This window comes from Sphingobacterium sp. UBA7249, from assembly GCF_002472835.1.
Classification (GTDB): Bacteria; Bacteroidota; Bacteroidia; order Sphingobacteriales; family Sphingobacteriaceae; genus Sphingobacterium; species Sphingobacterium prati.
This window is the reverse complement of the sequence record NZ_DKST01000013.1, coordinates 14,213-39,029: the sequence shown is the minus strand read 5'-3', so window position 1 is coordinate 39,029 and position 24,817 is coordinate 14,213. Positions and strand designations below refer to the sequence as shown.

Annotated in this window: 20 protein-coding genes and 1 tRNA gene; 7 read left to right on the top strand and 14 right to left on the bottom strand. The window is 38.3% G+C overall.

Features of this window, described 5'->3' with window-relative positions; genetic code table 11:
• Positions 1-8: 8 nt before the first annotated feature.
• A complete protein-coding gene (locus tag B4A24_RS09275) occupies positions 9-758 on the bottom strand; it encodes a TrmH family RNA methyltransferase (RefSeq protein ID WP_293944505.1) in 750 nt (249 codons plus the stop codon).
• 8 nt (positions 759-766) lie between these two features.
• Here B4A24_RS09275 and B4A24_RS09270 point away from each other — a divergent pair, with 8 nt between their 5' ends.
• A complete protein-coding gene (locus B4A24_RS09270) occupies positions 767-3,118 on the top strand; it encodes a BamA/TamA family outer membrane protein (RefSeq protein ID WP_293944504.1) in 2,352 nt (783 codons plus the stop codon).
• 59 nt (positions 3,119-3,177) lie between these two features.
• On the opposite strand, the gene B4A24_RS09265 is transcribed toward B4A24_RS09270, so the two are convergent.
• The 5 genes from B4A24_RS09265 to B4A24_RS09245 form a co-directional block, all read right to left on the bottom strand.
• Complete coding sequence (locus tag B4A24_RS09265; protein ID WP_293944503.1) at positions 3,178-3,705, bottom strand: hypothetical protein; 528 nt, start codon at positions 3,703-3,705, stop codon at positions 3,178-3,180.
• 271 nt (positions 3,706-3,976) lie between these two features.
• Positions 3,977-4,654: a hypothetical protein gene (locus B4A24_RS09260; protein ID WP_293944502.1), complete on the bottom strand. Its 678-nt coding sequence runs from the start codon at positions 4,652-4,654 to the stop codon at positions 3,977-3,979.
• Positions 4,655-4,955: 301 nt separating this feature from the next.
• Positions 4,956-5,084: transfer RNA gene (locus tag B4A24_RS09255), tRNA-OTHER, on the bottom strand.
• 130 nt (positions 5,085-5,214) lie between these two features.
• Positions 5,215-6,018 (bottom strand): TROVE domain-containing protein, encoded by an 804-nt coding sequence (locus B4A24_RS09250; protein ID WP_293944501.1) that lies wholly within the window; start codon positions 6,016-6,018, stop codon positions 5,215-5,217.
• The gene (locus B4A24_RS09245) at positions 5,993-6,757 is read right to left on the bottom strand and encodes a TROVE domain-containing protein (RefSeq protein WP_293944500.1); all 765 of its coding nucleotides are present in this window, start codon (positions 6,755-6,757) and stop codon (positions 5,993-5,995) included. Before B4A24_RS09245 ends, B4A24_RS09250 begins: the two co-directional genes overlap by 26 nt.
• 666 nt (positions 6,758-7,423) lie before the next feature.
• Between B4A24_RS09245 and B4A24_RS09240 the strand changes: the two genes are divergently transcribed.
• The gene (locus B4A24_RS09240) at positions 7,424-9,634 is read left to right on the top strand and encodes a TlpA family protein disulfide reductase (RefSeq protein ID WP_293944499.1); all 2,211 of its coding nucleotides are present in this window, start codon (positions 7,424-7,426) and stop codon (positions 9,632-9,634) included.
• Between the two features lie 82 nt (positions 9,635-9,716).
• Here B4A24_RS09240 and B4A24_RS09235 read toward each other — a convergent pair whose 3' ends face one another.
• Positions 9,717-10,985, bottom strand: a complete 1,269-nt coding sequence (locus tag B4A24_RS09235; RefSeq protein ID WP_293944498.1) for a MutS-related protein — start codon at positions 10,983-10,985, stop codon at positions 9,717-9,719.
• A gap of 37 nt (positions 10,986-11,022) precedes the next feature.
• The gene (locus tag B4A24_RS09230; protein WP_293944496.1) at positions 11,023-11,904 is read right to left on the bottom strand and encodes a hypothetical protein; all 882 of its coding nucleotides are present in this window, start codon (positions 11,902-11,904) and stop codon (positions 11,023-11,025) included.
• 225 nt (positions 11,905-12,129) lie between these two features.
• Between B4A24_RS09230 and B4A24_RS09225 the strand changes: the two genes are divergently transcribed.
• Together B4A24_RS09225 and B4A24_RS09220 are read left to right on the top strand one after the other, a co-directional pair.
• Positions 12,130-15,240 (top strand): DUF6493 family protein, encoded by a 3,111-nt coding sequence (locus B4A24_RS09225; RefSeq protein ID WP_293944494.1) that lies wholly within the window; start codon positions 12,130-12,132, stop codon positions 15,238-15,240.
• Between the two features lie 4 nt (positions 15,241-15,244).
• Positions 15,245-16,579, top strand: coding sequence for an SWIM zinc finger family protein (locus B4A24_RS09220; RefSeq protein WP_293944492.1), 1,335 nt, complete (start codon positions 15,245-15,247; stop codon positions 16,577-16,579).
• Positions 16,580-16,731: 152 nt separating this feature from the next.
• On the opposite strand, the gene B4A24_RS09215 is transcribed toward B4A24_RS09220, so the two are convergent.
• Positions 16,732-17,256: a hypothetical protein gene (locus tag B4A24_RS09215; RefSeq protein WP_293944490.1), complete on the bottom strand. Its 525-nt coding sequence runs from the start codon at positions 17,254-17,256 to the stop codon at positions 16,732-16,734.
• 225 nt (positions 17,257-17,481) lie between these two features.
• A complete protein-coding gene (locus B4A24_RS09210; protein ID WP_293944488.1) occupies positions 17,482-18,084 on the bottom strand; it encodes an SMI1/KNR4 family protein in 603 nt (200 codons plus the stop codon).
• A 411-nt stretch (positions 18,085-18,495) separates the two neighbouring features.
• Between B4A24_RS09210 and B4A24_RS09205 the strand changes: the two genes are divergently transcribed.
• Together B4A24_RS09205 and B4A24_RS09200 are read left to right on the top strand one after the other, a co-directional pair.
• Complete coding sequence (locus B4A24_RS09205; RefSeq protein WP_293944486.1) at positions 18,496-19,008, top strand: hypothetical protein; 513 nt, start codon at positions 18,496-18,498, stop codon at positions 19,006-19,008.
• A gap of 271 nt (positions 19,009-19,279) precedes the next feature.
• Positions 19,280-19,540: a hypothetical protein gene (locus B4A24_RS09200; RefSeq protein WP_172395662.1), complete on the top strand. Its 261-nt coding sequence runs from the start codon at positions 19,280-19,282 to the stop codon at positions 19,538-19,540.
• A gap of 126 nt (positions 19,541-19,666) precedes the next feature.
• On the opposite strand, the gene B4A24_RS09195 is transcribed toward B4A24_RS09200, so the two are convergent.
• Positions 19,667-20,008 carry a hypothetical protein gene (locus tag B4A24_RS09195; RefSeq protein WP_293944483.1) on the bottom strand — a complete coding sequence of 114 codons (342 nt, stop codon included), beginning with the start codon at positions 20,006-20,008 and terminating at the stop codon, positions 19,667-19,669.
• A gap of 140 nt (positions 20,009-20,148) precedes the next feature.
• Positions 20,149-20,763, bottom strand: a complete 615-nt coding sequence (locus B4A24_RS09190; protein ID WP_293944481.1) for a SprT-like domain-containing protein — start codon at positions 20,761-20,763, stop codon at positions 20,149-20,151.
• Positions 20,764-21,200: 437 nt separating this feature from the next.
• On the opposite strand from B4A24_RS09190, the gene recN reads away from it, so the two are divergent.
• Positions 21,201-22,862, top strand: coding sequence for a DNA repair protein RecN (recN, locus tag B4A24_RS09185; RefSeq protein WP_293944479.1), 1,662 nt, complete (start codon positions 21,201-21,203; stop codon positions 22,860-22,862).
• Between the two features lie 74 nt (positions 22,863-22,936).
• Here the strand turns inward: recN and B4A24_RS09180 are convergent, their stop codons facing one another.
• Complete coding sequence (locus tag B4A24_RS09180; RefSeq protein ID WP_293944477.1) at positions 22,937-23,356, bottom strand: hypothetical protein; 420 nt, start codon at positions 23,354-23,356, stop codon at positions 22,937-22,939.
• A gap of 137 nt (positions 23,357-23,493) precedes the next feature.
• Positions 23,494-24,817, bottom strand: a 1,324-nt coding sequence (locus B4A24_RS09175; protein WP_293944476.1) for an AAA family ATPase, incomplete at its 5' end; no start/stop codon positions are given.

Sequence of the window (24,817 nt, the reverse complement as noted above, 5' to 3'; positions counted from 1 at the left end):
AACTGTTTCTATAATAACTGTTGCCGGGCGATTTCACTGCAGAATACCGTTGTTGCTACAGCAACATTCAAAGATTCTGCTTGACCGATGCGAGGTATGGTCACCGCTTGATCTATTAAAGCTAATATCGCTGTACTAATGCCATTGCCCTCGTTACCCATGACGATCAATCCTTCTGCCCCCCATTCGGTTTGGTAAATGGATTGTCCATTGAGAAGTGCCCCGTAGACAGGTAAGTCTGTTGAGGAAATAAATTCATGCAGATCCACATAATAAATCTGTATCCGTGACAGTGAGCCCATTGTCGCCTGTACGACTTTTGGATTATAGGCATCGACTGTCCCAATAGAGCAAATGATGTGTTTGATCCCAAACCATTCTGCTGTACGGATAATGGTTCCTAAATTACCCGGATCCTGTACGTCATCTAGCACTATATTGTAACAATTCCTCAGCTCATTGACCTTGATTTGTTGTTGTTTAGGGAGCTTGACCAGGGCAAGAATACCTTGTGGAGATTTTAAGGTACTAATCTTTTGAAATTCAGTCTCGGTCAATTGATACGATTTTATATTATGCGAGATTTTACCCACTTTTGTGTTTGCGTCGTCTGTATAGAAAATGGATTCAACCTGGTAACTCGATGAGATAAATTCCTGCACTGATTTTATCCCCTCAACGATAAATAAACCATGTTGTTTTCTATACTTTTTATTTTGTAGAGACGTTAATAGACTGATTTGCGCTTTTGACAACATTTTTATTGATGATTAAGTACCCTCGTTTTATCGGATTTGCAAGTATAATGCTTTTGACGCTATTTTTTGCATCTTGCCGATCTTCAAAATATATAGAAGACGACCAAGCCTTGGTTACAAAAGTACAGATTTCTGACGTTCCACCCGCATTGAAAGAGTCTTCCGAAACCTATATCTCCAATCAGATAAGACCAAATTCGCGTGTCAATCTATTTATTTATAATACTTTCAATACCAAAAAAGGACGTTATAAAACGAAGAAGATTCGAAATGTTGGCGAGCCGCCACATTTGTTGGATTCGGCAATGGTTGACCTCTCAGCCAATCAGATCAGACGTTTTTTATTTACCAAGGGATATTTTAATGCCAAAGTCAGTCCCGAGATTAAGGTAGAAAAAAAGAGGGCTCATATCAATTTTAAAGTTGATGAGGGCAATGCGTATCAAATCAGAAACATTGAGCGTAAATTTGAAGATGGGGATGCAAAATGGTTATTTGATCGGGATATTCTGCCAAAAACTAAAGTCAAACCTAATACTCAATACGACGCTGCCAAATTGTTGGATGAACGCGAAAAGTTATATGTTGTCATGCGCAACAATGGGTATTACGATTACTTACGACAATATATGCGTGTGGGTATTGACTCTACGTTGAGCGGTAATTTAATCGACCTAAAAATAAATGTTGAAAATCCGAGTGATTCAACGATACATAAAAAGTATCAAATTGACAGTGTATATATGACTATTAGGAATTATGGAACAATGTCAAAGAAATCGCCCCGTCGTATAACCGATTCGGCAAAACGGCTTCTGTTTATAGATGAGACCAATAGTTTCCGCTGGAAACCTTTGGAACGGTATATGTATTTGCGGTCTGGCCATTACTATTCTCTGGCTGAGGAAAACAAATCTTATGATAGACTGTATGAGATGAATGGTTTTCGGTCAGTGAAAATACAGTTCGTCAAAAAAGATTCCAATAAACTTGATGTACACTATGATTTTGTTCCGCGACCACGTATGGGCAATCAGATTGAAGGGGAATATACCTTTAGCTCGGGAATGAGTGGTTTTAATATTGGAAATACGTTTTCACAACGTAATATTTTTGGTGGTTCGGAGCAATTGGAAGTGAAGCTGCGGTATGGGGTATTGTTTGATCCACGTTTGTCGGGCGGGCTTTCCAGCAAGATATTTAACAATGATTTTCAGGCGGGTGTGAATTTGGTGATTCCACGCCTCATGGTGCCGTTCAATATTAATCCAGGGGGAAAATATGGTTTACCCAAAACAACCTACTCGATGACTCTTCAGTTATTTGATCAGGATCGAACTTATTCCAACCGCTATTTTACAACTTCACTGAATTATTCCTGGTATGAAACAGAGAATAAGTATCACAGTTTTACGCCGATAGTGTTGGAATATAGGGATGGAAGATTGGACTCGAATTTTCGGAAAAATCTTGAGCAAGGCGGTTATCAGCTGTATGTACGTAGCAATGACCGTCAATATTTTGGGTTGGGTACCCAATATACTTTTATTCTGAATGGGAAGAAGCTGACCAGCAAAGAAGATTTTCAATATTTTCGTGGAACGGTGGATGTGAGTGGTAATATCTTGGACCTGATCAGTAGCTTGGCGAAATTACCTGCTAATGCTGATGGCGAGAAAAAGATCTTTGGAGTGCCATTCTTGCAGTATGCGAAAACAGAACTTGATTACCGTTTGTATCGGAATTTGGGCGGCAATAGACAATTTGTTTTCCGGTTTAATCCGGGGATCGCAATTCCGTATGGAAACAACTCCAAGTTATTGATATTCGAAAAAAGTTTTTATAGTGGAGGAATGAATGGTATCCGGGCCTGGCAGGCGCGCACACTGGGGCCAGGCGCCTATAATCGACAAAGTCTAAGTGAGGACCTGCGTCTGAATTTGCGCAACTTGGATCAACTCGGCGAGATTAAATTGGAAGCAAATGCTGAATATAGATTTCGCATCTTAAATAATTTTTTAGGGGCCAAAATGAATGGGGCGACCTTTGTTGATATGGGGAATGTCTGGCGGCTGAAGAAAGACGAAGAGTTAAACCCTGGTGGAGAATTTAAATTCAATAAGTTCCTGGGGCAGGTGGCCATCGGTACCGGCTTTGGGCTACGTTTTGATTCAGATTACTTTGTGATCCGCCTGGATGCAGGATTAAAGGTAAAAGACCCGCAATTTTCCGGTAGTGATCAATGGGTAATCAAGCATTTCTTTGATTCAAAAGAATTTAAGCAGCAATATTATGACACCCATAGACCCGATCGATATAATTTTATACAGTACAATTTTGGGATAGGCATGCCGTTCTAGTGAGTCGCGATTTTACAAGGCGGCTTAGCTTTCCAGGCTTACGGTCCCGAAGTCAATTATCACCCTAAGAGGTTTTTTAAACTGGAGAAAATTGATTCAAATATCTTGCTTAGATCCAGCCCCTGTGAATGATTGAATATAAAGAAAACAATTGCTAGTGCAATCGCGGTCATGATCACTTTTTTAAACATATAAGCGATGCCCAACACAATCGCGGGGATAATCAGAAACATCAATCCGCTGATGGCAAAGGGAGAAAGTCCACTGTCTGTCTTGTAGATATAAAACAGTCGGCCTTTGGATTTCTCCTGGTTCTTGTGATTAAAAAATACAAAAGTAGAGGATTCTATTTTTTGATTTGGCACTGCGACGCCATCGTGAAATTGCAGTGGTTGAGAGAAACCGTTGATAGTAAATAGGTAGTTTCCATTGATGGTTTCATTTGTATTGCCTACTGAATCTAATGCAACAACAGCCAATTTTCCATTTTTGGAAAGGTTTTCTTTTACGACAAAGTCTTGGATATTCTGTTGTTGGGCGCTTGTCCAGAAAGGTATCAGCAATAGAAAAAATATAAGCTTTTTCATCTTTTTGTTTTTATTCAACTCAAGTATAACACTGTGTTGGGCCTATTCCCGTCGTGACTCGGCTAGCTTTTAAATGCCAGATCCGATGTAACATAAATTGAGTTTGCAATTTTAGGAATTTTAATCTTGTTTTGGAAATCATAAATTATTTGGGGCTGATCCTAATCGAAAACTTTCTCTTTTTCTTTTCAGATCTTATGGTTAATTTTTGCCATCAAGCGAAGCTTGGGTTCTTCTGTTTGTTTTTTTATGTATTAGCAATATGCCGAAATTAATCTTCCTTGTTAGATTCATTATTTTCATTCTGTCCCCAAATCAAGATGTTAGCAATATTATTTACCTTAAATTCCGTTGCTAGACTCTCTAATTTTTCGGAGAAAAAATGTAGCTGATTTAATAAGATTATCAATGCTTTTTTTGTGGTTTGGTAGTCAAGTTCGATTTTATTTTTTGAAAAATATGGAAAGAAAGGTTCGTCTTTATCGTCGCAGAAAATGATAATCCTGTCTTGATTTTTGGTGATTCGGGGTGAGGGGTGGCACTCCAATAGTGAAAAATCTTCGAAATTTTCATTTAGTATTTTTTTCCATTGTTGAATTTCTTCTAAGAGGCCACAGCATTGTGGATACAATTCAATCTGTCCATTAATGGAAATTGCGTAGCCGCCAAATAGTGAGCAAGAGTTTTTTATAGGCATGTCTCCAATATGGAGTTTGATTATTGTTCTTAAATCCTCAATCTGAATGTCAAAAAGCCTATATTGATAAATTCCTGTAACGATTGGACGAGGAATATCAATATAGTTTTTCCTCAAGACCGTTTCTTGATAGACGTCCCATTCTTTCGTGTTTGTAAAGGAAGTTCCCTTAGGTATTATATTGCTTTGTGCCCCCTTTATAGTGGGAAGTTCAATCAGTGGTATAAAATCTATTTTGTCCATTAACTTCATTCGTGGTGAATCTCATATATCCAGTCTTTTGGGAGGACTCGCCATCAAAAGTACAATGTAAGAGAATACATTGTACTTGACAAATTTCAAGTTAAAAAAAACAGAAGCAAAAAGTAACAATAGTGGGGGCTAGTCATTGCCGGATTCGAACCGGATGATCTTGTTGATTTTACAACTTCATTATTCCTCCCCTTAATGGCGACGAAGTAACTATCGTTTACGGCATTCTGTTTAGAATCAAAAAGGCAACTGACGAAAAGAGTCTTTTCCTACGTTTTCGATATCGTCTATCTAGAACTGATCGGAAGCAGGATTTGAACCTGCCATTGTACCGAAGTAACTCTTTTCTACGGCACTTATCCAATTTTATCATAAAGCAAGGTAACTAACGAAAAGAGACTGTTTTTCCTGCTCTACCAACTGAGCTACTCTAAATACCTATAGAGACAGGACTCGAACCTGTGACACGGGCAACTCAAATGCGAAGTAACTCTCTTCTACGACACTTGCTTATTTTATTCCTTTTATTAATCCCGCAACCAAATTACTGCGGGATGATCTTATATTTCAACTTGATGGATCTGTTCGACAGCGGATAGGGCATTGTCCATACCAGAAAGTATATCAAATACTTTATCCGACCAGCCTGCTAATAGGTAAACATCATTTTGTTTAACATCTATGGGCTGATTTCCATATCCCGCCAGATCGAATAGGTAGAGTTTTGCATGTGGTGCTAAACTTTTATAATTATTCCAAGATTTCTCTAACGAGTTGCCTTTATAATTACTATCCCATAGTTGGCAGTCTGTAAATATCATGACTTTATCCACGATCTTTTTTGTGTGCACTAGATCGTCCACAACCAAATATCCATTTGTCGAATACCCCACTTCACCTTCTCGTTTGTAGTATTCCATAACATTCGCCAGTATTCGATGTCTAGGCATATTGATGATTTTGTATGTATCGCCAAATATTCCTGTTGTTACGGTTTTACATTGTGATTGTAACAGCATCGCCAACATGAGACCTACATCATATAGCAAGACCGTGCTTTTTGCGGAAATGGGCTTTTGCATAGATCCAGATACATCACAGGCGATTACGACAGAAGTCTCAAAACTGAAACCTTTTATATTTCCGGCACTGCATCGTGTAGCATCTTCCAATGCTGTCAATACAATGGATGTCAAATCCGATTTTATTGATTTCAGTTCTCTATAAGCTGAAAGAAATCTAAATGGAAGTTGCCTCGAATTTAACACCGCCTGTTCGTTAGACAAGTAATCACAGACCATCGAGATATGCTGAAGGGATACTTTCGCATTTAGGATGTTACGAAGATTTCTGATCAAAGCCATGTAACCCATTTTTTTTACTTTCGATCAACTCTTCCCATTTTCTGGCAAAAGCATCAGCTCTGGCAAGGGCGTTATCAAAATTTTCCTGACCCAATTTAGAAAGTTCCGTTTCCCAAGTATAAGGGATTGAAAGTTTATCCGCTGCGATCCTGTCAAAAATAGCCTGCTGTTGATCGTTCTTAGGGCGAGGGTGTATAAGAAACAATGCATCCTTTAACTTAATTTCAGCTTTCCTGTCATATTTTGCGAACTGGTATTCATCAAATCTGTTAAAAGACGCCACCAGACCTTTTTGGATTTGCTTGGAAAGTCTATCTAACTTTTTCGCTCCATTTCTGTTATTTGCAATCTGGTAATAGGCCAGAAGTTCAGTTATCTCGTCCGCACGTAAAATCACACGGTTTACCATTTTACTTACGATAGAGTCCCCAGAGGCTTTCTTCGCTAATTCGACAGCAAGTACTATCGGGATTGACCTTAAGTTCATTGCGGTACGTGCATATATGGCAAGTTTGGCAACAAATGTCGATTCGCATGCCATGACCAGCTCCTTGATTCGATCTAATCGACTGTTGCCGGTTTCATAAAAAGAGTCATTCAATCCAGTTGTGACTACCGTAGTATACAATTCCAGTTCTGGTGTCATGAGATAAACCTTTGCTTTTTCATGATTGGTAACCAGCTGTTTTTTAGTGTTAAGGAAGTTGAATTTCATCATCATTGCATTATCGTTAAACATTTCTGCCAGACTATTCTGAACTGACATTACAAAATTGCGAGCTGATCTACGCGTTATATGTGCGTAATAAGAGGTTAATGTGTGATTAATGTTTATTTGTCTGGTTATTAGGTGATTATTTTTTTTTATTTCAAAAAATTATTTGTTTAGTATATTTAAGTGCGCAGGTTTATTGCGTGGATTGCTTCAATCTGTTTTACCTGCCTCGCGTTAAGGGTTAAGATTCGTTATAAAAAAACGTAGATGTGTAGATATCATGTTGGACAAGGCTTGGTTTGAGCGAGTGGCATTTCAGAAGTTTCCGGATTATAGAGTATTCGTTGATCGGCTCAAAGTAATAAGCTTGCGCTTCTGCTCCCTGATGCGTTACCAATCGGTGGGCAGATATTAAACATCTGTTATAATAATCCTTTAAATTGCAACCTGCATAGTGGTTTAAAATCGAGTTTTTATGGATCAAGATCAATGGATTTATTACTTTTCTATCTGAAAGAATATCAATTGGTTTTGTCCAAAGTTACGAGTCTTTCTGATGCGGAGAAGATCATAAAGAACTGAAGAACAAAGGAGTCATCTTTTGCTTTATATATTTTTTAATTGGTTGTATATTGTATTTAAACGGAATTTTTATTAATTTTAGAGATAACCATATAAAACTATTTTTTGATGAGAAGATTATTATTCGTATTCCTTTTATTGAATTCTTTCTGTTTCGGACAAAAGAAAGTTAATTATAAAATAACCGAAGAAACCTTTTCCGAAGGAAAGCTTACACAATCCAAAACATTATATTTTACATTGTCTGCCAACAGATCAGCGACAAAAAAAGATTTTCCTTCCGAAATATCGATTAAAGCCATAGAACATAAGGATACCAATCTTCCATTTATCTTTTCAAGTTTTCATCCTGACAGTAATCAAAATGTTTTGTCTTCGAGTATGTTCGTTGATATTCTGATGAACTTACAACAACCTATCCACTTCAATTTTCGGGATCAAAAGACCATCGTTGACACTTCTTCACTCAGAAATGAGATTGTATCAAAGGCTAATCATTTGCAACTCTCAAATGATATGGCAGAAATGGTCAGAAACAACGTTACGGTAGGAGCTGTTTTACTTAGTAATAATCTAAATCATAAGTATATAAATAAGGAATTATTGGAAAAGCTCCAATTTGGGCCACAACTTGTCAAAGGCAATCAATATGCACTGGTCAAAGGGGACAAGAAAAATTTATATCTTACTTTTAGGGATTCCTCAGGTCGTTTGGAGGGAGAGCTTGTTGTCGATAAGAAGACACTTTTACCTGTTATGCTCTCACGGCAAAATGAATATAGTTATAATAGTCGCACATTTATCAATACAACAAAATTACACGTGATCGATACCGTTGTGTCCAGTACTTACAATGCAGCATATGCGGAGATGCTGCTGAATGGCAGCTTTGCCGGTAAGGCACTTTATACCGATGAGGCAATTGATAGCGTGAAGGTGATGGATTATATCGTTAAGTATGATGCTATTTTTCCAAATGATAAGACATTCGTACAGCGAAAATTAAGTCTACTTCAGCAAATTAAGAACCATAAACTTTATGACCTAAGTTTGAACGATGCACCGGTCAATTTTCTTGCGGGTACACATCATCTTTTGAATTTCCTCTACAATGGAGACTTATCAAGGGATAAGTTTATCGCGGCAATTCCGTTACTAGACCACGAAAAACGATATGATTGGATGCAGAATGGTTTATATCAACACTTGGGGCAACCAGCGACAGCAGGAGCCTTGTCTCCCGATGAACAGACCGACTTATTAGTCAATTATTTTTCCGAAATTGAAAAACAATATACCTATCCGATGGTGCTGGGACGGCGGATTATTCAGCAGACCGACAATCTATCGCAATCTAAAAAAATGCTTAATGAGTTGATGGATCTTAATGACGACTATTGGATAAACGGAAATATCGGGCGATATGCGTTATTGGCTTATCAGCGGATGGCCTCTGTAGATCTGGATTATAGTCGGCAATTGCTAGCAGATATTATTTCAAAACTTACGGTACTTTATAATGCAGATAAGACCGAGTATCGCAATATAACCCGTGCGCATCTCGCTACGGCCAACTATTTAGCCTTCCAAGTGGATAGCAAAAACAATAAACAAGAAGCGATGAACTATTTGGAGAAAGCTGCCCTATACTCACCAAAAAATCAGGCAGAGGTTGCGTACAACTCGTCTTACGATATTATGTTTTTGAAATCTAAGAGAAGCTATGCGGAAGAATATCTTACAGAATTGGCCGCAGGCGGTAAGAAAGATGTCGCTTTACAGAAATATATCGATGAGTTTTTGACGGTTCAGGGTACTAGCTATAACGGGTTACGTGATTTTTACCAATATTACTATCCGGAACAGAAATTCAGTGAGTTTTTCATTCAGAAGGTCGTTCCCCAATTGCCCGATGCGCCAGATTTTGCTTTGACGAATCTGGAGAATAGCCAAATCGCGAAAGCTGACTTAAAAGGTAAATGGACATTGGTTGATTTTTGGGGCACGTGGTGCGGTCCATGTGTCGCGGAGATGCCAAAACTCAATAGGTTTTATGAAGATTTGAAGGCGGATAAATCAAGATTGGACAAGATAGGTTTTATGAGTATAGCATGTAGTGATACGGAAGATAAAGTGAAACATTTTGTTGCTAGAAATAATTATACCATACCCGTGCTGATGTCAGACAATCAGGTGGAAAAAAACTTTAAGGTCCGTGGATATCCGAGTAAGTATATTTTAACGCCTGATGGGAAGCTAATTGCTATGCCATTTGGTTTTGATTGGCAGCCGTTGTTGGAAGAAGTCGCGACTTTTTGATGGATTATTTATTATCCTGAGACAATATTTTTCTATTAAGGTAGGATCTTATCTTTTAGAGTCTGATATAGAAGTTTTCAGATCAATCTAAAAGATTATTTAGTCCTTCTTTGTTGAATAATAATTGACCTATTTGCAGATTAGACCATCCTGTTTTCAATACATAAGAAAAAGCGGGTGTCTCTTCGACAATCTTGCAGTCTATATAGTAGGGGCTGACTTGGACGTTGGCTTCTGCGATTTTCTGCCGTAATTCAATTATATGTGTAGAGATAAAGAAAGTAGAAGTAGCAAACTTTTGAAGACCCTTGATTGTTTTTACACTTATAGCCAGTGCATCTTCATAGTTGGTCCCCTTAAATAGCTCGTCGAAAATAGCGAAACATCGTTTACCCTCATGCGCTTGATGAACAACGTTTTTCAATTTGATAATTTCGTTCATAAAATGACTATAACCATTTTTTAAATCATCGCTGTGATTAATTTGAATCGATACATGATCATAAAAAGGAATGGTTCCCGCGCTGGCAGGCATAGCTAATCCCAAATGAGTCAAGTAAACGCATAATCCGATGGATTTAAGCAGCGTTGATTTTCCGGACATGTTTGCACCTGTAATAAGTACGATATTGTTTTTTATGACGATATCATTTTTTACAGGATTAGATAGCAAAGGGTGATATAGTTCTGTGAGTTGAAAACAATTTTCATTCATTGTAGCGAACTGAAAATTGTTTTTATAAATTGCTTTCCCGATTGATAAATAAGCTTCGAAAAGAGCTAGTTTCTCAAAAAATAAAAGCGTATCACCATTTTTACGGTTTTCAGAAACAATAGCATTTAGCTCCTGGATGGATGTATAGCCTAGTTTACCTTTACGAATTTTGGATAAATAGTGTTGAAGTTTGAAGGAGTGGAGATAGTTTATGACAAACCTAAGATCCTCTTGATATTTATGGGGAAATTCTTTGAGTTCAATATTTCCTGCGAAATCGTTTTCAAGCTTGGATAAGAAGTTAATTAGTTGCGCATACTCGCCCAGTAAGATGTTGTTCTTCTGTTTTTTAACTTTGTAGGTTAGAAAATCTACTTTTTTTAGGTCTCCTAATGGGAAATGACATAAGAACTTATGTGAATCCGCATATTCAATTTTGGGGTAATAGTAGTCATTCCAGCGTGATACGGACAAAATAATTTGTTTTAGGATTGCTTGTCTATCGGTGATCTGGGCGATAGATGATAATGGATTTTGTAGAAGTTCGTAGAGCGCCGAATGACTATCTGAGTTTAATGTATAATCAAATAAGGGTAAAATGTCTTTTGATAAAAATAAATCTTGTGTATCATTCATAATTGCATTATGCTTATTTAGAGTGTCTATGCTGATTTTATTCCTTCATTAGATCTTCGATCAGTTGAAGTTTTACAGTTTCTAAGATCCCTTTTGGATCATCAATGATTACTTTTCCAAAGATATCCTTTTTAATAGACGCATGATTTCCATTGTTATCACTGGCTTCATAATTTCCAAATATATCCTTTCTTACAGAAACACGGCTCCCTTTGTTATCTTCAATTGTTTTGCCTCCCAATATGTCGGTTCTAATGGTCGTACTTTTACCGGTATTACTTTCAATAGTCAGGTTTCCTAAAATATCCTTTGATACACGACTGCTATTTCCTTGACTGTCAATAATGTCTAAGCCACCAATAACATTTTTAGATACGGAGGTGTGGTTGCCACTTGCATCACGGATATCTAAACCGCCGAAGATATTTTTTGAAATAGAAGTGAGGTTGCCGTGACTGTCACGGATCTCCAAATTATCGAGGGTATTTATGGAAGCAGTGGATGGGCTCCCGTCCTCATCAGGAATATCAAAATCGCCACTTATATTTTTTCTGACCGTTTTTTCCTTTCCGTTGTTATATTTTACGACTATATTGCCGGAAAAATCCTGTTTTATCGATGTTTTAAGTCCGTTGTTATCCTTTTTTGTATATCCGTCCCAGTGGTCTTTACTATATTTGACACTTTTACCCCAGTTGTCTGAAACGGTTACTTCTCCCCAACTATCTGTTTTTATTTTAATGGAGCTTTTATCTAAGCCTTCCGAAACAGCTAATTGTGTAATATACTTTCGGATATTATCAGAAAGCGTATCAGTTAACTGCTTAGAATAGTTTTTGTGGTGAGAAGGACCAGCTTTCGCGATCATTGTTGCTGAAAATAACAAAGCAAAACTAAATAGGGTATATAAGCGTTTCATGCGGCTGTGATTTATGATTAAGATACGCTTTTTTGACAAGAAAATGAAAGGAATGATTTTCACTTGTTTAATCTTAGCAGATGAAATCTCGGGCTCTTTCAAAAGTGTTTTCCAGTCTGTAAAGTTGGATTATTATCTTGTGAGTGAAAAATAAACCGCATTGTTCTGTTTAAATTTTCTATATTTAAATGTCAGAGAAAAGAATTTATAATACGTTAAGAAAAAATGTTTAAGCATTTAAAATACATAGACGGCACATCGGATAAATTTTGGGAAATACAAACAGTGGGTGTCACCCATACAGTTACCTATGGTCGAAACGGGACTGCTGGACAAAGTAAAAGCAAGACTTTTGATTCAGAAGAAGCTTGTCTAAAAGATGCAGAAAAGCTAATCGCTGAAAAGACAAAAAAAGGTTATTCAGAAGATGGAACTGTTGATGCAGAGCCGAAGATAAAAGGAGTAAGCTCAGGGAAAACTACCACTAGCGGCGAGCGAAAACAGGAGGCTGTGGTTGCAATGAAAAAGCTTATCAGTGCAGGTGGAGTGGAAGATATCATCCCTTTTCTGGAGGAGTATTCCAGTGGCAACCTGGAAGTTTTAAAAAAAGAAATTCGGGCGGCAAAGCGATATTGGGTCGATTACAGTGACCTCTCCAAAGATCCTGAATTTAAAAATAGGGCACAGTACAACTGGGGGACACGGGGCACAAAGGAGCAACAGCGCACGGTAAAATTACTTGCTCTAGCTACATTTTCTGGTTCAGATGCAGCTAACTGGGATATTTTTCACGAACTTTTGAACCAGGCAAGGAGTAAGGATGTGATGCAGATCCTAGCTTATGCCAAGCCCAATTGGTTGGGTGGATATTTATTACAGTTAGTGCGTAAAAATGAATGGCAGCGGATTAATTATAACGATCTCCGTTTTTTGGAGCAAATGGGGCACATTGATTTTGAACCGGAACTTTATGCTAGTTCGATTTCTGGTTTTAATAATTATGAATCAAAAAAGTTATTTGAACAACTTACAACGGATGAATTGACAATCCACCGGGATATTCCTTTGGTATTTGCCTACGAAACAGGTATTCAGAATGCCTACTGGGATTATAATTATCAGAATACGGTCAATGAACTGCTATGGGATAAAGTGTTCGATAATTTGCTTGAAAGCGGAAAAATTGACCCTGCACTCATTATTGAGGGGGCGTTGGAAGCACAGACCAAAAATTGGAATAATAATCTGAAGGGCTATTTCAGAAAACTCATCGAGCGGATGAAGCTTTCCGAAAATACAGTGATTGCATATCAGCAGAAATTCTTCCCTTTATTGCATGCCGAACATAGTGCTGTGATTAATTTTGCGGTGGAATATTTGAAACCATTCTTTGGCCACAATGATTTTCAATTACCTGAGTTTTTAGATTGGGCCGAAGCTATCTTTATGCGAAGCGATGTTAAAACGAGCCTCAAAACTCTTCTGATACAATTTGATAAACTGTTGAAGGAAAAGCCAGAATGGCAGGAACGATTTGTTTCGCTCGCTGCCGATATCTTTATGATCTCGGATTTACAGTTACAGGAAAGGGCAAGTAAGTTTATCCTCAAATATCAAAAAGAACCTTTGGATGAACTTTCTGCTAAGTTGCTGCTTTATAAACCACAGATGATGGGAACAATCGCTACTGACCTCAGCTACTTGGTACAGGATGAAGGTTATTCGGAGGAAGAGATACTTGCCGAACTTCATGGCGAAACACAGGAACAGTATAGGTATCAGCCTATAAACGTAAGACGTCTAAACGAAGCTTACGCATATCCGCAGACATGGAACGAATTATTTTTCAAGGTAGGGGAGGTAATCGGAGGTTCGGACCCGGTTCAAGTAGAAATACTTATGAATGGTTGGGTACAGCATGCAAGCAGTTTTCCGGCAGATTATCAAAAACAGTTGGAGCCTTATATTAAACAACTAAGTGGAGGATATCGGGAATCTTCCTGGTACAACCATTTCTCGGGTACATTCATTAATATGTATTATAAACCCAATGTGGTATACAAGGACAAAGATAGGTATCACAATTATTCCAAATGGGTCAGTCTGATGGGCAGTCAGTTGGAGTTATTGCAGCAATATCGAATAGATGGTATTCGTTTGCCATTATTGAGCTTACCCACACATAAACCGTTTTGGATCGCGCCTGGCGTTCTTGTGCAACGTATTTTAGCTTATCAGGAAGTAGGGGTGAAAATCAATTTACTGGATTTTTCTATCGCACTGAGTCGTACCGTTCGTGAAGATCTAGAAGGTATTGAGCGATCGATCAAGCAAATTGAGGAGCAGCAAATACAAGAGGTCATAAACTACGCCTTAGGTATTGGACCAATGAAGGTGCAGCAGCAATCATGGTTAGGAAATCTGTTGTCTTCCAAAGATTCGAACCAAGTCGGTTGGATTGGTGTATGGGCTACTGCTGCACGTACACATCATCCGGACGCCTATTTTGAAGAATTTAGTAAGGAGCCTTTAGCGGATATTCCCTTTGCTGCGCAGCCATTCCGTCCAGCGTTAAAAACCGAGCCAACCTATTATGATAATTATAATTATGCGACCCGGAAATCTGAAAAGGTGTATAATGGTGATAAGTTGAGCTACGTATTTCCATCCTATAAACAGGGAGCCGACAGCTTTTTGTACCATAGGGATATTTTTAACAGAGGAAACGATGCGATAATGTCGTATTATTTATATAGGGCAGATGTACCCTATATGCATAGTTTAATGCCGCAGAATACAGAAAGCCTTTCCATGTTTTTGACCATTGGCCTGAACAACAAAAGTGATTCGGGAGGAAAATCCCCAGTGGCTTATTTGCAAGAGATGTTGTATGATTTTTTCCGGTTCGATCAGCAATCCAATCTATACTTGGCTACCTCACTCTTTAATAAAGAGAAAGAGGTGCGCGCCATGGCTGTTGAGGTTGTGCTGGCAGCAATCCAAGAAAATAGGTTGGACACGGATACACTTGGTAAACAATTGGGTGCATTGTTGAGCAATGGTTACGGACCTATCGGCCGTTGTGCTGAAGTCTTGGAACAATGTCGCGACATATCTTCCAAACATAATAATGCCTTGTTGCAACTATTGAATATAGCTTTGCTCCATTATAATATCGTTGAAAAAATGCCGACCAATTTTAAGAAAATCATCGAGTATTATTATGATTTGATGAGCAAAGAGCAATACCACTGTTCAAATGATCTGCAACAGGTATTTGAGAAGCTAGAAATATATAAGAGTTTACAACCTATTTTGAAGAAAATACGAAAATAAGATTATGGCGGAGCAAGATTTAGCAATTAGTTATACGAGAAATTCACAGCTGACCCAACAATCGGGGATACAGCAATTGGTATTGGCACATCAGTCTGAACTCGCAGAAGTAGCCAATGTGCCTTGTTTCTTCTGGGGGAGCTTGACGGATCCTTTACTGACTTCCAAATGCTTATTGACGCTATCGAAAGTTGTGCAGTCAAGTTTCGGCCCTGTGCCGCCGAGTTTACGGGATCCTATTGTATCAGCTGGTACCAATCAGATTCGTTTCGAGGGCTTTTCTTCCTGCAACGGTGTTTATGCGCGTCTGGATTTATTGGAGGATGCTATTGATGGTGAGTTTATCACAAGTGGTACCACGAATGTAGATTTCAATGAACCTATGCTTAACGCATTAAATGCTGTAAAAAAGACCGAAAAAATGGTATTGGGGGTAGGGAGTAGTGAAGTCGCTATCAGTACCGATAAGACCAAGGTAATTGAGAAAAAAGTAACCTTACCATCACGCTGGATTAAGGGGCTTACTTCGGTGCAATTATATTTGGCAGGCATGGAAGTGCAATTTGAATTAAATAAGATTCAGCTTATTCAGTTATTCCAAGGTTTACCGAAAGGGAATGTCAAAGGAGAATTCTATATGACCAAAAGAGCCAGTCGGTTTGTGTTTTCACCAATAGGTACTCTTGGCGCCGTACGAATTGGTGGAATACAACGATTACGTTTATTGGAGGGACTGCTCAGCTATGCAGATAGATTACTCGTTTATCAGGAGAAAGGCGGTGAAAGTGCCGCTTTTGTTGCCGACTTTGGTAAAATGAGATTGACCCTGGCTTTGTCCCCAGATAGTTATCGGGGATTCTCAGGAGAAGGTAATGTATTGGAAAATATGATTAAGGCAGTTCCTGATGAATGGGTACATGCCGTGAATGGATTGCTCAAGTCCAACGAACTATTTGATCCGACCATGTTGTCGATAGAGCATGATGTTGATTTTGACACGATGGATACATTATCTGCCTCATTGTCTTCCATTGGTTTGTTGGGCTATGACTTGCATAGTCATCAGCATTATTACCGAAGACTGCCCTTTAAGATGGAACGTATTTTGGCATTGAATCCGAGGTTGAAAAATGCTAAAAAACTTGTTGCCACAGAAGGAGTGCAGTTTATCAGGAATACAGTGGATTATATTGAAGCCAGGGTCGATGGATCAGGTGTACAACATACCGTGATCATCCAGGGGGATAAATATCAATGTACTTGCAATTGGTTTACCAACCATCAAGGGAAAAGAGGGTTGTGTAAGCACATACTAGCGGTGAAAATGCTGAATGGCTAATAATCTACTCACTTCATACTTTGCTTCCTTTGTGAAGTATGAAGTACTCATGGTGTTAGTTCTTGCGGCTATGGAGCAGTAGCACTAAAATAGGCAGAATTGTGTCAATAAAATTCTGCTGGTGATTAGGGAGTTTCATCGTCATTACTAGACTACATGTGTGCGAAAAAATTGAAGGTTTGCTGAGCAGTTAATCTAGGCTTCGCATCGGACGATTTATTTACAAAATCTTCATACAATTCAATCGTGATAATCTTAGCTCCAGTAGGGATTTTATAGGTTTCATCCTTTGTATAATTGTAACCCCGAATATTCGCATTTTCTTTGCCCGCTATCCTTTTGATCTCGACAATATATTTCAGCCTAAAGGTATTCCCCGTGAATTCCTCTTCGATTCGGATTTTCCGTATGCGATTGATATAATGACCACTAGAGGAAATATTGCCCTGCAGACCGAATTTTAATAAGTTTTCCTTTTTGGATATCATAAAAACCAGGTGATTAAGCCGCTCTGTAATCTCTTTAAACGTGTTAAATGTATGGGAGATGCCGTTTTCAGAAACATCGCTTGTTATCTTTTTTGGCTCCGTATAAATAGGGGAGATTCGGAATTTTTGTTCGTTGGTTTTACAACTCAATAGTGTCAAAAAAGTTGAAACAATCATGATATTTCTCATTGCTTATCTTTAATTTTTTCGAATTAAAGTTAGCACAGATTGTCTGATAAGAATATCCCTGATACCGGTGATTTTATCGCACATTTCCAATTGTGTCCACACTGTGGACACAATTGGAACCTGGATAGCTGTAGAGGATATCGCTAAGGCTCGAGGGATGACGAACCGTTTTTCATACTGCAGGTCTGTTTCATATACATGTAATTTACGATCAATGTCACAGTCCTAATACATATCTTCTTCATCAATAAAATTATAACCATTATTGATCAGCTGCTGGAGATATTCATCGAAACTATCCGCTATGACGCAAAACTCATCGGGATCATGCACGAAACGTACTATTTGCCCTTTTTTACCTTTTTCTGAAGGACTGAAATCTACGAATAATTGTGAAGTGCCACCGTTGTTCATACAGTCGGAAAAATGAAGCCATTTTAAGTTCGCTGATTTATCAGTAATCTTGCTATCAATTTCCACGTGGTCATATTTCCGATCGATATAATCAGCATAATAGGTATGTGCAATAGATTGATTTTCGATCATCTCTTTAGAAGAAAGTAGATAATATGGATACTCATTTAAGTCAGACCCTAGAAAGAAGAAAGCTATTTCCTCATCGGCGTAGGTTCGCCAATAGGTCCCATCAACATACTCGAGCAGTTCTACGAGTGCTTGAGGGACATCTGAAAATATCTCTTTGAGCTTCTCCAAATTTGTTTTACTTGCACCATGTTTAATCTGTTCAAAATGATCCCAAGTTTCCCTGCTGCCATTGTCATAGTAAGCATTCTTTAAACCTGATAGATAGTTGTCAACTGTTTTCATGCACTTTGCTTCTTGTAAGCGAAGTTAACCAAACTTTATGAGGCAATAAAAGCAAATACCGTCAATTTTCCTTTTCTATCTTCCTTGTTGTTCTTCTAACGACGATCTCGAATCGTATAGTCAACAAAACATTTAACTTTTCATTTGATAAGCCCATTGGCAGCCCTTGGTTCAATATCGGTGACACTATCGCCTTCAAGAGCAGTATCAATCAGAATACATATCAAAGTGCAAAGGGAGCATTCCAGATTGAAAGTATAAAGAAAAATAAAGGTTTTGGTGGAATCATGATGTGGTTGCCGTCAAATTTAAAAGGCGATTCCATTGAGGTGTCTGCCATGATCAAACGCGAGAATATCATAGAAGGATCCTATGTTGCGATAATGTTGCGAATAGATCCGAAAGTCTTTTTTGATAATATGGCTAATCGTCAAATTCGGGGAACAAAAAAATTGGGAAAATATTGAGCTAAAGACGAAGTTGGTACCCGACCAAACCGAAGGGATATCCATTGCATTTTTTCTGTCTGGAGAGGGCAAGATGTGGGTTGATGATGTACTTATTACTGTCGATGGTAAAGATATTACCAGAGAAACGGGAATATTTGTTCCCTTTACAAAAGGGATTAGTGACCCTGTGAGTTCAGGTATTTCTGATTTTAACAATACGCCAGAGATTGATCAATGCTTGGTGGATTTGGGAAGAATCTGGGGCTTTTTGAAATATAGGCATCCAGCGGTAGCACAAGGCAAGCACGATTGGGATCAACAGTTATTTAAGTCTATGAATACTGTTATTATGGCAAAAGATAATAAATCCATCGAGTCGCATTACGCAGCGCTGCTAGATAGCCTTGGTACCACAGCCAATTATGCTAAACCACATGTCGAAAATGTCGTTCATGAGATGTCAAGGAGATTATAAAAGATCCGATGGTAACAGAGTTTTTGGGTTTGAAGCGCGAGAGTACCTATTATCGAAAAAATCTCGAAGGCTAGTTTTAGTGATGAAGTTGACGTATAAATGCGGAGTGTATATATGCCAATCATGTACAAAAACCTGTGCAGTAATAATCAAAATAAAGAGAAATGCCTATATTTTACTTATGGGATTTTGATCATTAGTGGTTTTTTCAATTTTATTTTTCAAACATAGAATATTTTGTACATTTGTATCGAATAAAATCGAAATAGAAATGGCAGAAACTGTACAACCAAGGGCTCCAAAGACAACTGATAATAATGCGAATCAAACTCATTACTACAAAACATTGGTAGTAGCTATCGCTTTAGGTTTAATAGGTACATTTATCCGTTTTGTACCGGATGTATGTACTGCAATGGGACAACAAACTTTCTTGTTCTCCGCGATAGCAAACATCGCCATGATTGTGGGCGCTCTTATAGCATTTAAAACTGTTTTCGGTATTTTGGGATTTGGAAAAAACCGTGACTAATTAAAAGTCGTTTAAAATATTGAAAGCCTCAGTTTTACTGAGGCTTTTTTTGTATTGGCGTGGCAGTTGGTAAATAAAAAGGCATCAATTAGATAATTGATGCCTTTTGCTATGATTGATGATAGACTATGCAAATAATGACCAGGTACCCCATGGAATACGGGCAAGCATCAAGATTAAACCGATGATGTAGAAAATCACAACAGTTTGATTTGCTTTTCTGGAGTTTTCCATCTTTTTAGCTTTTGAATAACCGATAGTGATCAATACGATAGCAATGATCATTGTCAAGGGGTGCTCAATGATTTTTAAACGTAATGTTGGGTCTTTCATCACGCCGCCAGAGATCATTGATGGATACTTCAAAACGAAGTATAAGATCAATCCCACTAACAATTGAATATGCGATACGATAAAACCTAATAAGGCAATTTTACGGTTGTAAGGTTTGTTGCCTAAATAGTTCATTAAGGNNGATCACAATAGATATCACCAGGGCTAGCAATAAGACAATTGCTATTGTCGAGTGTAAGTGTAACATAAAAGCTCTCTTTAATTGTTTCCTAAGTTAGCAAAGATAAAAATATAATGAATGTATTTGTTAAAAATCATTGTTCTAGCAGAAATACCTCCGCAATTGGGTTGAACAAGTACATGCGTTTGCTGGTTAACTCCATGCATTTATAGCGTTTCCGTATTTTCTCGATCCGTTGAAAAGACCGCCCATTCTTCAATTTAAAAAAATGGCCATCCTCCAATGCTTCTACCGTCAGCGCATTGCTTTTTGCTTTGTCATAAGCTTTTAATGTACGGAATAGATGAAGATCGGTACAGCTTGATGCGGCCGGATTCTCCATATAACTGTGTATTGCGCCGCTGATGTCGGCCGGAAAGATATTTAGTTTTAAAAATGGATCCATTAGCTCCTTAAAATGTCTTTTCCATTCAGTTCCATGCGGTTTGACGCGGTGCTGGTGCTTGTTCCAAGTCTGTAGATGTGCAAATTCATGTATGGTTGTGATCAGAAAGGAATAAGGATTCAGATCATGATTGACCGAAATACGGTGGGGACTGCCCCTAAAAGGAGCACGGTAATCGCCCAACTTGCTGCTACGGGAACGAGAAATCTTAAACAAGCACGCTGTATCGTTTATCCACTTAGATATGATCGGTGCAGCTTCCTCAGGTATGTATTTTTTAAGAGTAGCACTATAATCTTGCATGCTGTAAAAATAGTTATTTATTCATGCCTAGTCATAACAGAAGGACATTATTTTGTCGCAAGCAAACATTATACTGTCAAAAGATAGTGTTTATAGTTTTAAAAGCGGGATGTGATAGATTTATTTTGATATCACCATTGTTCGAATCAAGAGCATGACTTTGAGCGGTTAAAATACCCTAAAGATTTTTAATTGTTATTTTAGCTATTATAATTAGTTTTATTTGTAATTTTGATATTATTTTTAGTATTTAGCACTTATAGATAATTATCACAAAAGTTGTTTAGATCTGTAATAATATTTTTTTGGAACAAAATATATTGAAATCGTCTGAGTTTTAGGTAAATTACCTACTAAAGAAAGGATCATAAAAATAGATTATATAAATTGGATGAGGAACGGTTTTCCTCCAACTGTAACAATAGACCTTTAAGAATATGCTAGATACCTTACATATTAAGAATTATGCCCTGATCAACGAATTGGAAATCCAATTTGATAAAGGCTTAAATATGATTACTGGGGAGACTGGAGCGGGTAAATCCATTATTATGGGAGCACTCTCCCTAATTTTGGGTAATAGGGCAGAGGGAAAACACTTTTTTGATCCATCTAAGAAATGCGTGATCGAAGGAGAATTTAATATTGGAGCTTATCAAATAAATAGTTTCTTTGAGCAGAACGATCTAGATTATGCGAATCATACGATTATCAGAAGGGAAATAACACCAGACGGTAAATCCCGTGCCTTTGTTAATGATTCACCGGTTACATTGTCCATACTTAAGCAATTGGGAGAGCAGTTAATCGATGTGCATTCCCAACATGCAACTTTACAGATCAATACCGAGGAATTCCAGTTTCTAGTAGTTGATAGCGTCGCTGGTTCATTTTCCTTGAAACAAAGTTACAAGGAAAGCTATTCGGCCTATAAAAAAGCAAAGCGGGAACTAGAAGAACTGAAAGAAATGGTAAAGAAGGCGACGATAGAGTTGGATTATTTTCAATTTCAGTTTGATGAACTGGATGGAGCGAAGCTGGTTGTGGAAGAGCAGGGGACACTTGAGCAGCAACAGCGTCAGTTGGAGAATGCCGAGGATATCAAGCGTGCGTTAAATGCAGCATCGCAACTGTTGGAAAATGAGGATACAGCGGTACTGACGCAACTGAAGGACGTGATGACACAGATCGAAGGAATATCCTCTTTTCTACCCGAATCGGCTGATCTTGCTGCACGGGTGAAGAGTACGCTGATTGAGTTGAAAGATGTGGCCGCAGAATTAGTTTCGCTTGAAGAAGATACCCAATTGGATGAAGGTACTTTGTTGGAGATTAATGAGCGATTAAGCCTACTGTATTCGTTACAGAAAAAACACCATGTAGATTCTGTTGAAGATCTTATTCAGTTGAGGGACGATCTGGAAGCAAAGATATTAGCCATTAATTCCTCAGACGAACAGCTGGAGCGTCTGGAGGCCGAGGTTATACAGAAACTGGAAGTTGCACTGCACAACGCGAAAGAGCTCTCACAGGCACGTAGATTAGTATTGGATACAATAGCCAATGATGTGCAAAAGACATTGCTGAATGTAGGTATGCCGAATGCCGTGCTTCAGATCGTATTAGAGCCCCTAAAGGAGGGAGAGATGCGCGAGTCTGGAATAGATACCATTCAGTTCTTATTTTCCGCGAATAAGGGACAGGCCTTGCAATCCATCCATCGTGTGGCTTCGGGTGGTGAGCTTTCCCGTGTGATGTTGGCCATAAAGTCACTGGTTGCCAAAACTTCGGCTTTGCCAACCATTGTTTTTGATGAGATTGATACGGGAATTTCGGGAGAGGTCGCTTTGCGTGTAGGTGAGGTCATGGAAAATTTAGCTCAAAATATGCAAGTAATCGCGATTTCCCACTTGCCACAGATTGCCTCAAAAGGTGCGGCACATTTTAAAGTGTATAAAGAAGATAAAGCGGATCGTACGATATCAAATATTGTTAGGCTCGATCAAACAGGGAGGGTAAAAGAGATCGCACAGATGCTCAGTGGAGCTAGTCCAACGGATGCGGCACTGGAACATGCGGAGTTATTGCTGAAAGGATAACTAAATATAAAAATGCCTCAAAAGTATTTAGCTTTTGAGGCATTGTAATTTTTCAAGATCTTTTTACTTCGTTACTAGTTTCCTATAGATGCATCTGTTAAAACAATTTTAAGAAGCATATTGTCTGGTGCAGTAGGAGCTTGTCCGCTTACATCCCTGGCATAAACGCGTACAACACCTATAGAATAGTTGAACGAAAATTGATAGCCAAATATTTCAGATGGAATTGCCTCATATCTATCCGATGCAGCATCCAAATTAATCGCTACATTCACATGGCCGTCTTCATAATAGCGCTGATCTAAATCCTTCATAGAAATGTCTTTTCTGTAGAGATTGTTAGCTTCTTTAACCCATTCATTTGATTTAACAGGAAATACATAACTTACGCCATCTAAAACGTTTACCTCTTGTGTAATATACTCCTTTTTACAAGAAGAAAATGAAACCAAAGCTGCGGTTCCAATTAAGGCTGCTAATAAAAGTCTTTTCATATCGTTTGTGTTATTTGTGACATATTTTTTAGTATAGGACGATAAAATAGTGCTAAAGTTTAACGTCAACCTTCTTTACAACAAAAAATGCACCATATTGGTGCATTTTCTGAATTTATTTAGAATACAACGAGTGATTATTTCTCAGCTGTATCTTTTGATGACTTAGAATCTGAGCTAGAAACCTCAATATCTTTAGTTTCCGGATTGATACTCACGGTCAAAACTGAACCGGTTTGCACATTTCCTTTGAGGATTTCTTCTGCAATTGGATCCTCCAGATATTTCTGGATTGCACGTTTTAAAGGACGTGCACCGAAATTACTGTCGTAACCTTTGTCTGCAATGAAACCTTTAGCCTCATCCGTCAAGTTAATGGTATAACCCAAATCTGCAATTCGTTTAAACAATGACGTCAATTCAATATCAATGATCTTAAAGATATTTTCTTTTGTCAACGAATTGAATACGATAACGTCATCAATACGGTTTAAAAACTCTGGAGCAAAAGCTCTTTTTAATGCAGTTTCGATTACCCCGCGGGAATGTGCATCTGTCTGCTGCGATTTTGCGGCAGTAGTGAAACCAACTCCCTGGCCAAATTCTTTCAACTGACGTGCGCCAATGTTGGAAGTCATGATGATAATCGTGTTACGAAAATCTACCTTACGTCCCAAACTATCAGTCAATTGACCTTCATCCAATACTTGCAACAACAAGTTGAACACATCTGGGTGGGCTTTCTCAATCTCATCCAACAGTACTACAGCATAAGGCTTGCGACGTACTTTCTCAGTCAACTGTCCTCCTTCTTCATAACCAACANNTTCACTCATGTCAATTTGAATAAGCGCATCTTCGGTATCAAACATAAATCGTGCTAACTCTTTTGCCAATTCAGTTTTACCGACACCAGTAGGACCTAGGAATATAAAGGAACCGATTGGCTTCTTAGGATCTTTTAGTCCAGCACGCGTACGTTGGATGGCTTTCACCAGTTTACCAACAGCGTCATCTTGACCAATGATTCTTCCTTTCATCAACTCACCCATATTCAACAGCTTTTGGCTGTCTGTTTGGCTGACACGCTGTACCGGGATACCGGTCATCATCGCGACAACTTCCGCTACATTTTCCTCGGAAACAGTATATCGTTTAGACTTGGTTTCTTCTTCCCAAGCAATTTTTTCCTTCTCCAATTCGTCGATAAGTTTCTTCTCAGTGTCGCGTAGTTTAGCAGCTTCCTCGTATTTCTGACTACGAACTACTTTATTTTTCTCTAATTTGACTTCCTCGATTTTATTTTCGATATCAATTATAGATTGCGGAACATGGATATTGTTCAAGTGTACACGAGAGCCCGCTTCATCCAATGCATCAATCGCTTTGTCCGGGAGGAAACGATCTGTTATATAACGTGTTGTCAACGATACACAAGCTTCAATCGCTTCCGGAGTATAA

Coding starts and splice junctions, on each gene's coding strand:
- B4A24_RS09275 (WP_293944505.1), bottom strand. CDS start 758: ATGTTGTCAAAAGCGCAAATCAGTCTATTAACGTCTCTACAAAATAAA.
- B4A24_RS09270 (WP_293944504.1), top strand. CDS start 767: ATGATTAAGTACCCTCGTTTTATCGGATTTGCAAGTATAATGCTTTTG.
- B4A24_RS09265 (WP_293944503.1), bottom strand. CDS start 3,705: ATGAAAAAGCTTATATTTTTTCTATTGCTGATACCTTTCTGGACAAGC.
- B4A24_RS09260 (WP_293944502.1), bottom strand. CDS start 4,654: ATGAAGTTAATGGACAAAATAGATTTTATACCACTGATTGAACTTCCC.
- B4A24_RS09250 (WP_293944501.1), bottom strand. CDS start 6,018: ATGGCTTTGATCAGAAATCTTCGTAACATCCTAAATGCGAAAGTATCC.
- B4A24_RS09245 (WP_293944500.1), bottom strand. CDS start 6,757: ATGTTTAACGATAATGCAATGATGATGAAATTCAACTTCCTTAACACT.
- B4A24_RS09240 (WP_293944499.1), top strand. CDS start 7,424: ATGAGAAGATTATTATTCGTATTCCTTTTATTGAATTCTTTCTGTTTC.
- B4A24_RS09235 (WP_293944498.1), bottom strand. CDS start 10,985: ATGAATGATACACAAGATTTATTTTTATCAAAAGACATTTTACCCTTA.
- B4A24_RS09230 (WP_293944496.1), bottom strand. CDS start 11,904: ATGAAACGCTTATATACCCTATTTAGTTTTGCTTTGTTATTTTCAGCA.
- B4A24_RS09225 (WP_293944494.1), top strand. CDS start 12,130: ATGTTTAAGCATTTAAAATACATAGACGGCACATCGGATAAATTTTGG.
- B4A24_RS09220 (WP_293944492.1), top strand. CDS start 15,245: ATGGCGGAGCAAGATTTAGCAATTAGTTATACGAGAAATTCACAGCTG.
- B4A24_RS09215 (WP_293944490.1), bottom strand. CDS start 17,256: ATGAGAAATATCATGATTGTTTCAACTTTTTTGACACTATTGAGTTGT.
- B4A24_RS09210 (WP_293944488.1), bottom strand. CDS start 18,084: ATGAAAACAGTTGACAACTATCTATCAGGTTTAAAGAATGCTTACTAT.
- B4A24_RS09200 (WP_172395662.1), top strand. CDS start 19,280: ATGGCAGAAACTGTACAACCAAGGGCTCCAAAGACAACTGATAATAAT.
- B4A24_RS09195 (WP_293944483.1), bottom strand. CDS start 20,008: ATGAACTATTTAGGCAACAAACCTTACAACCGTAAAATTGCCTTATTA.
- B4A24_RS09190 (WP_293944481.1), bottom strand. CDS start 20,763: ATGCAAGATTATAGTGCTACTCTTAAAAAATACATACCTGAGGAAGCT.
- recN (WP_293944479.1), top strand. CDS start 21,201: ATGCTAGATACCTTACATATTAAGAATTATGCCCTGATCAACGAATTG.
- B4A24_RS09180 (WP_293944477.1), bottom strand. CDS start 23,356: ATGAAAAGACTTTTATTAGCAGCCTTAATTGGAACCGCAGCTTTGGTT.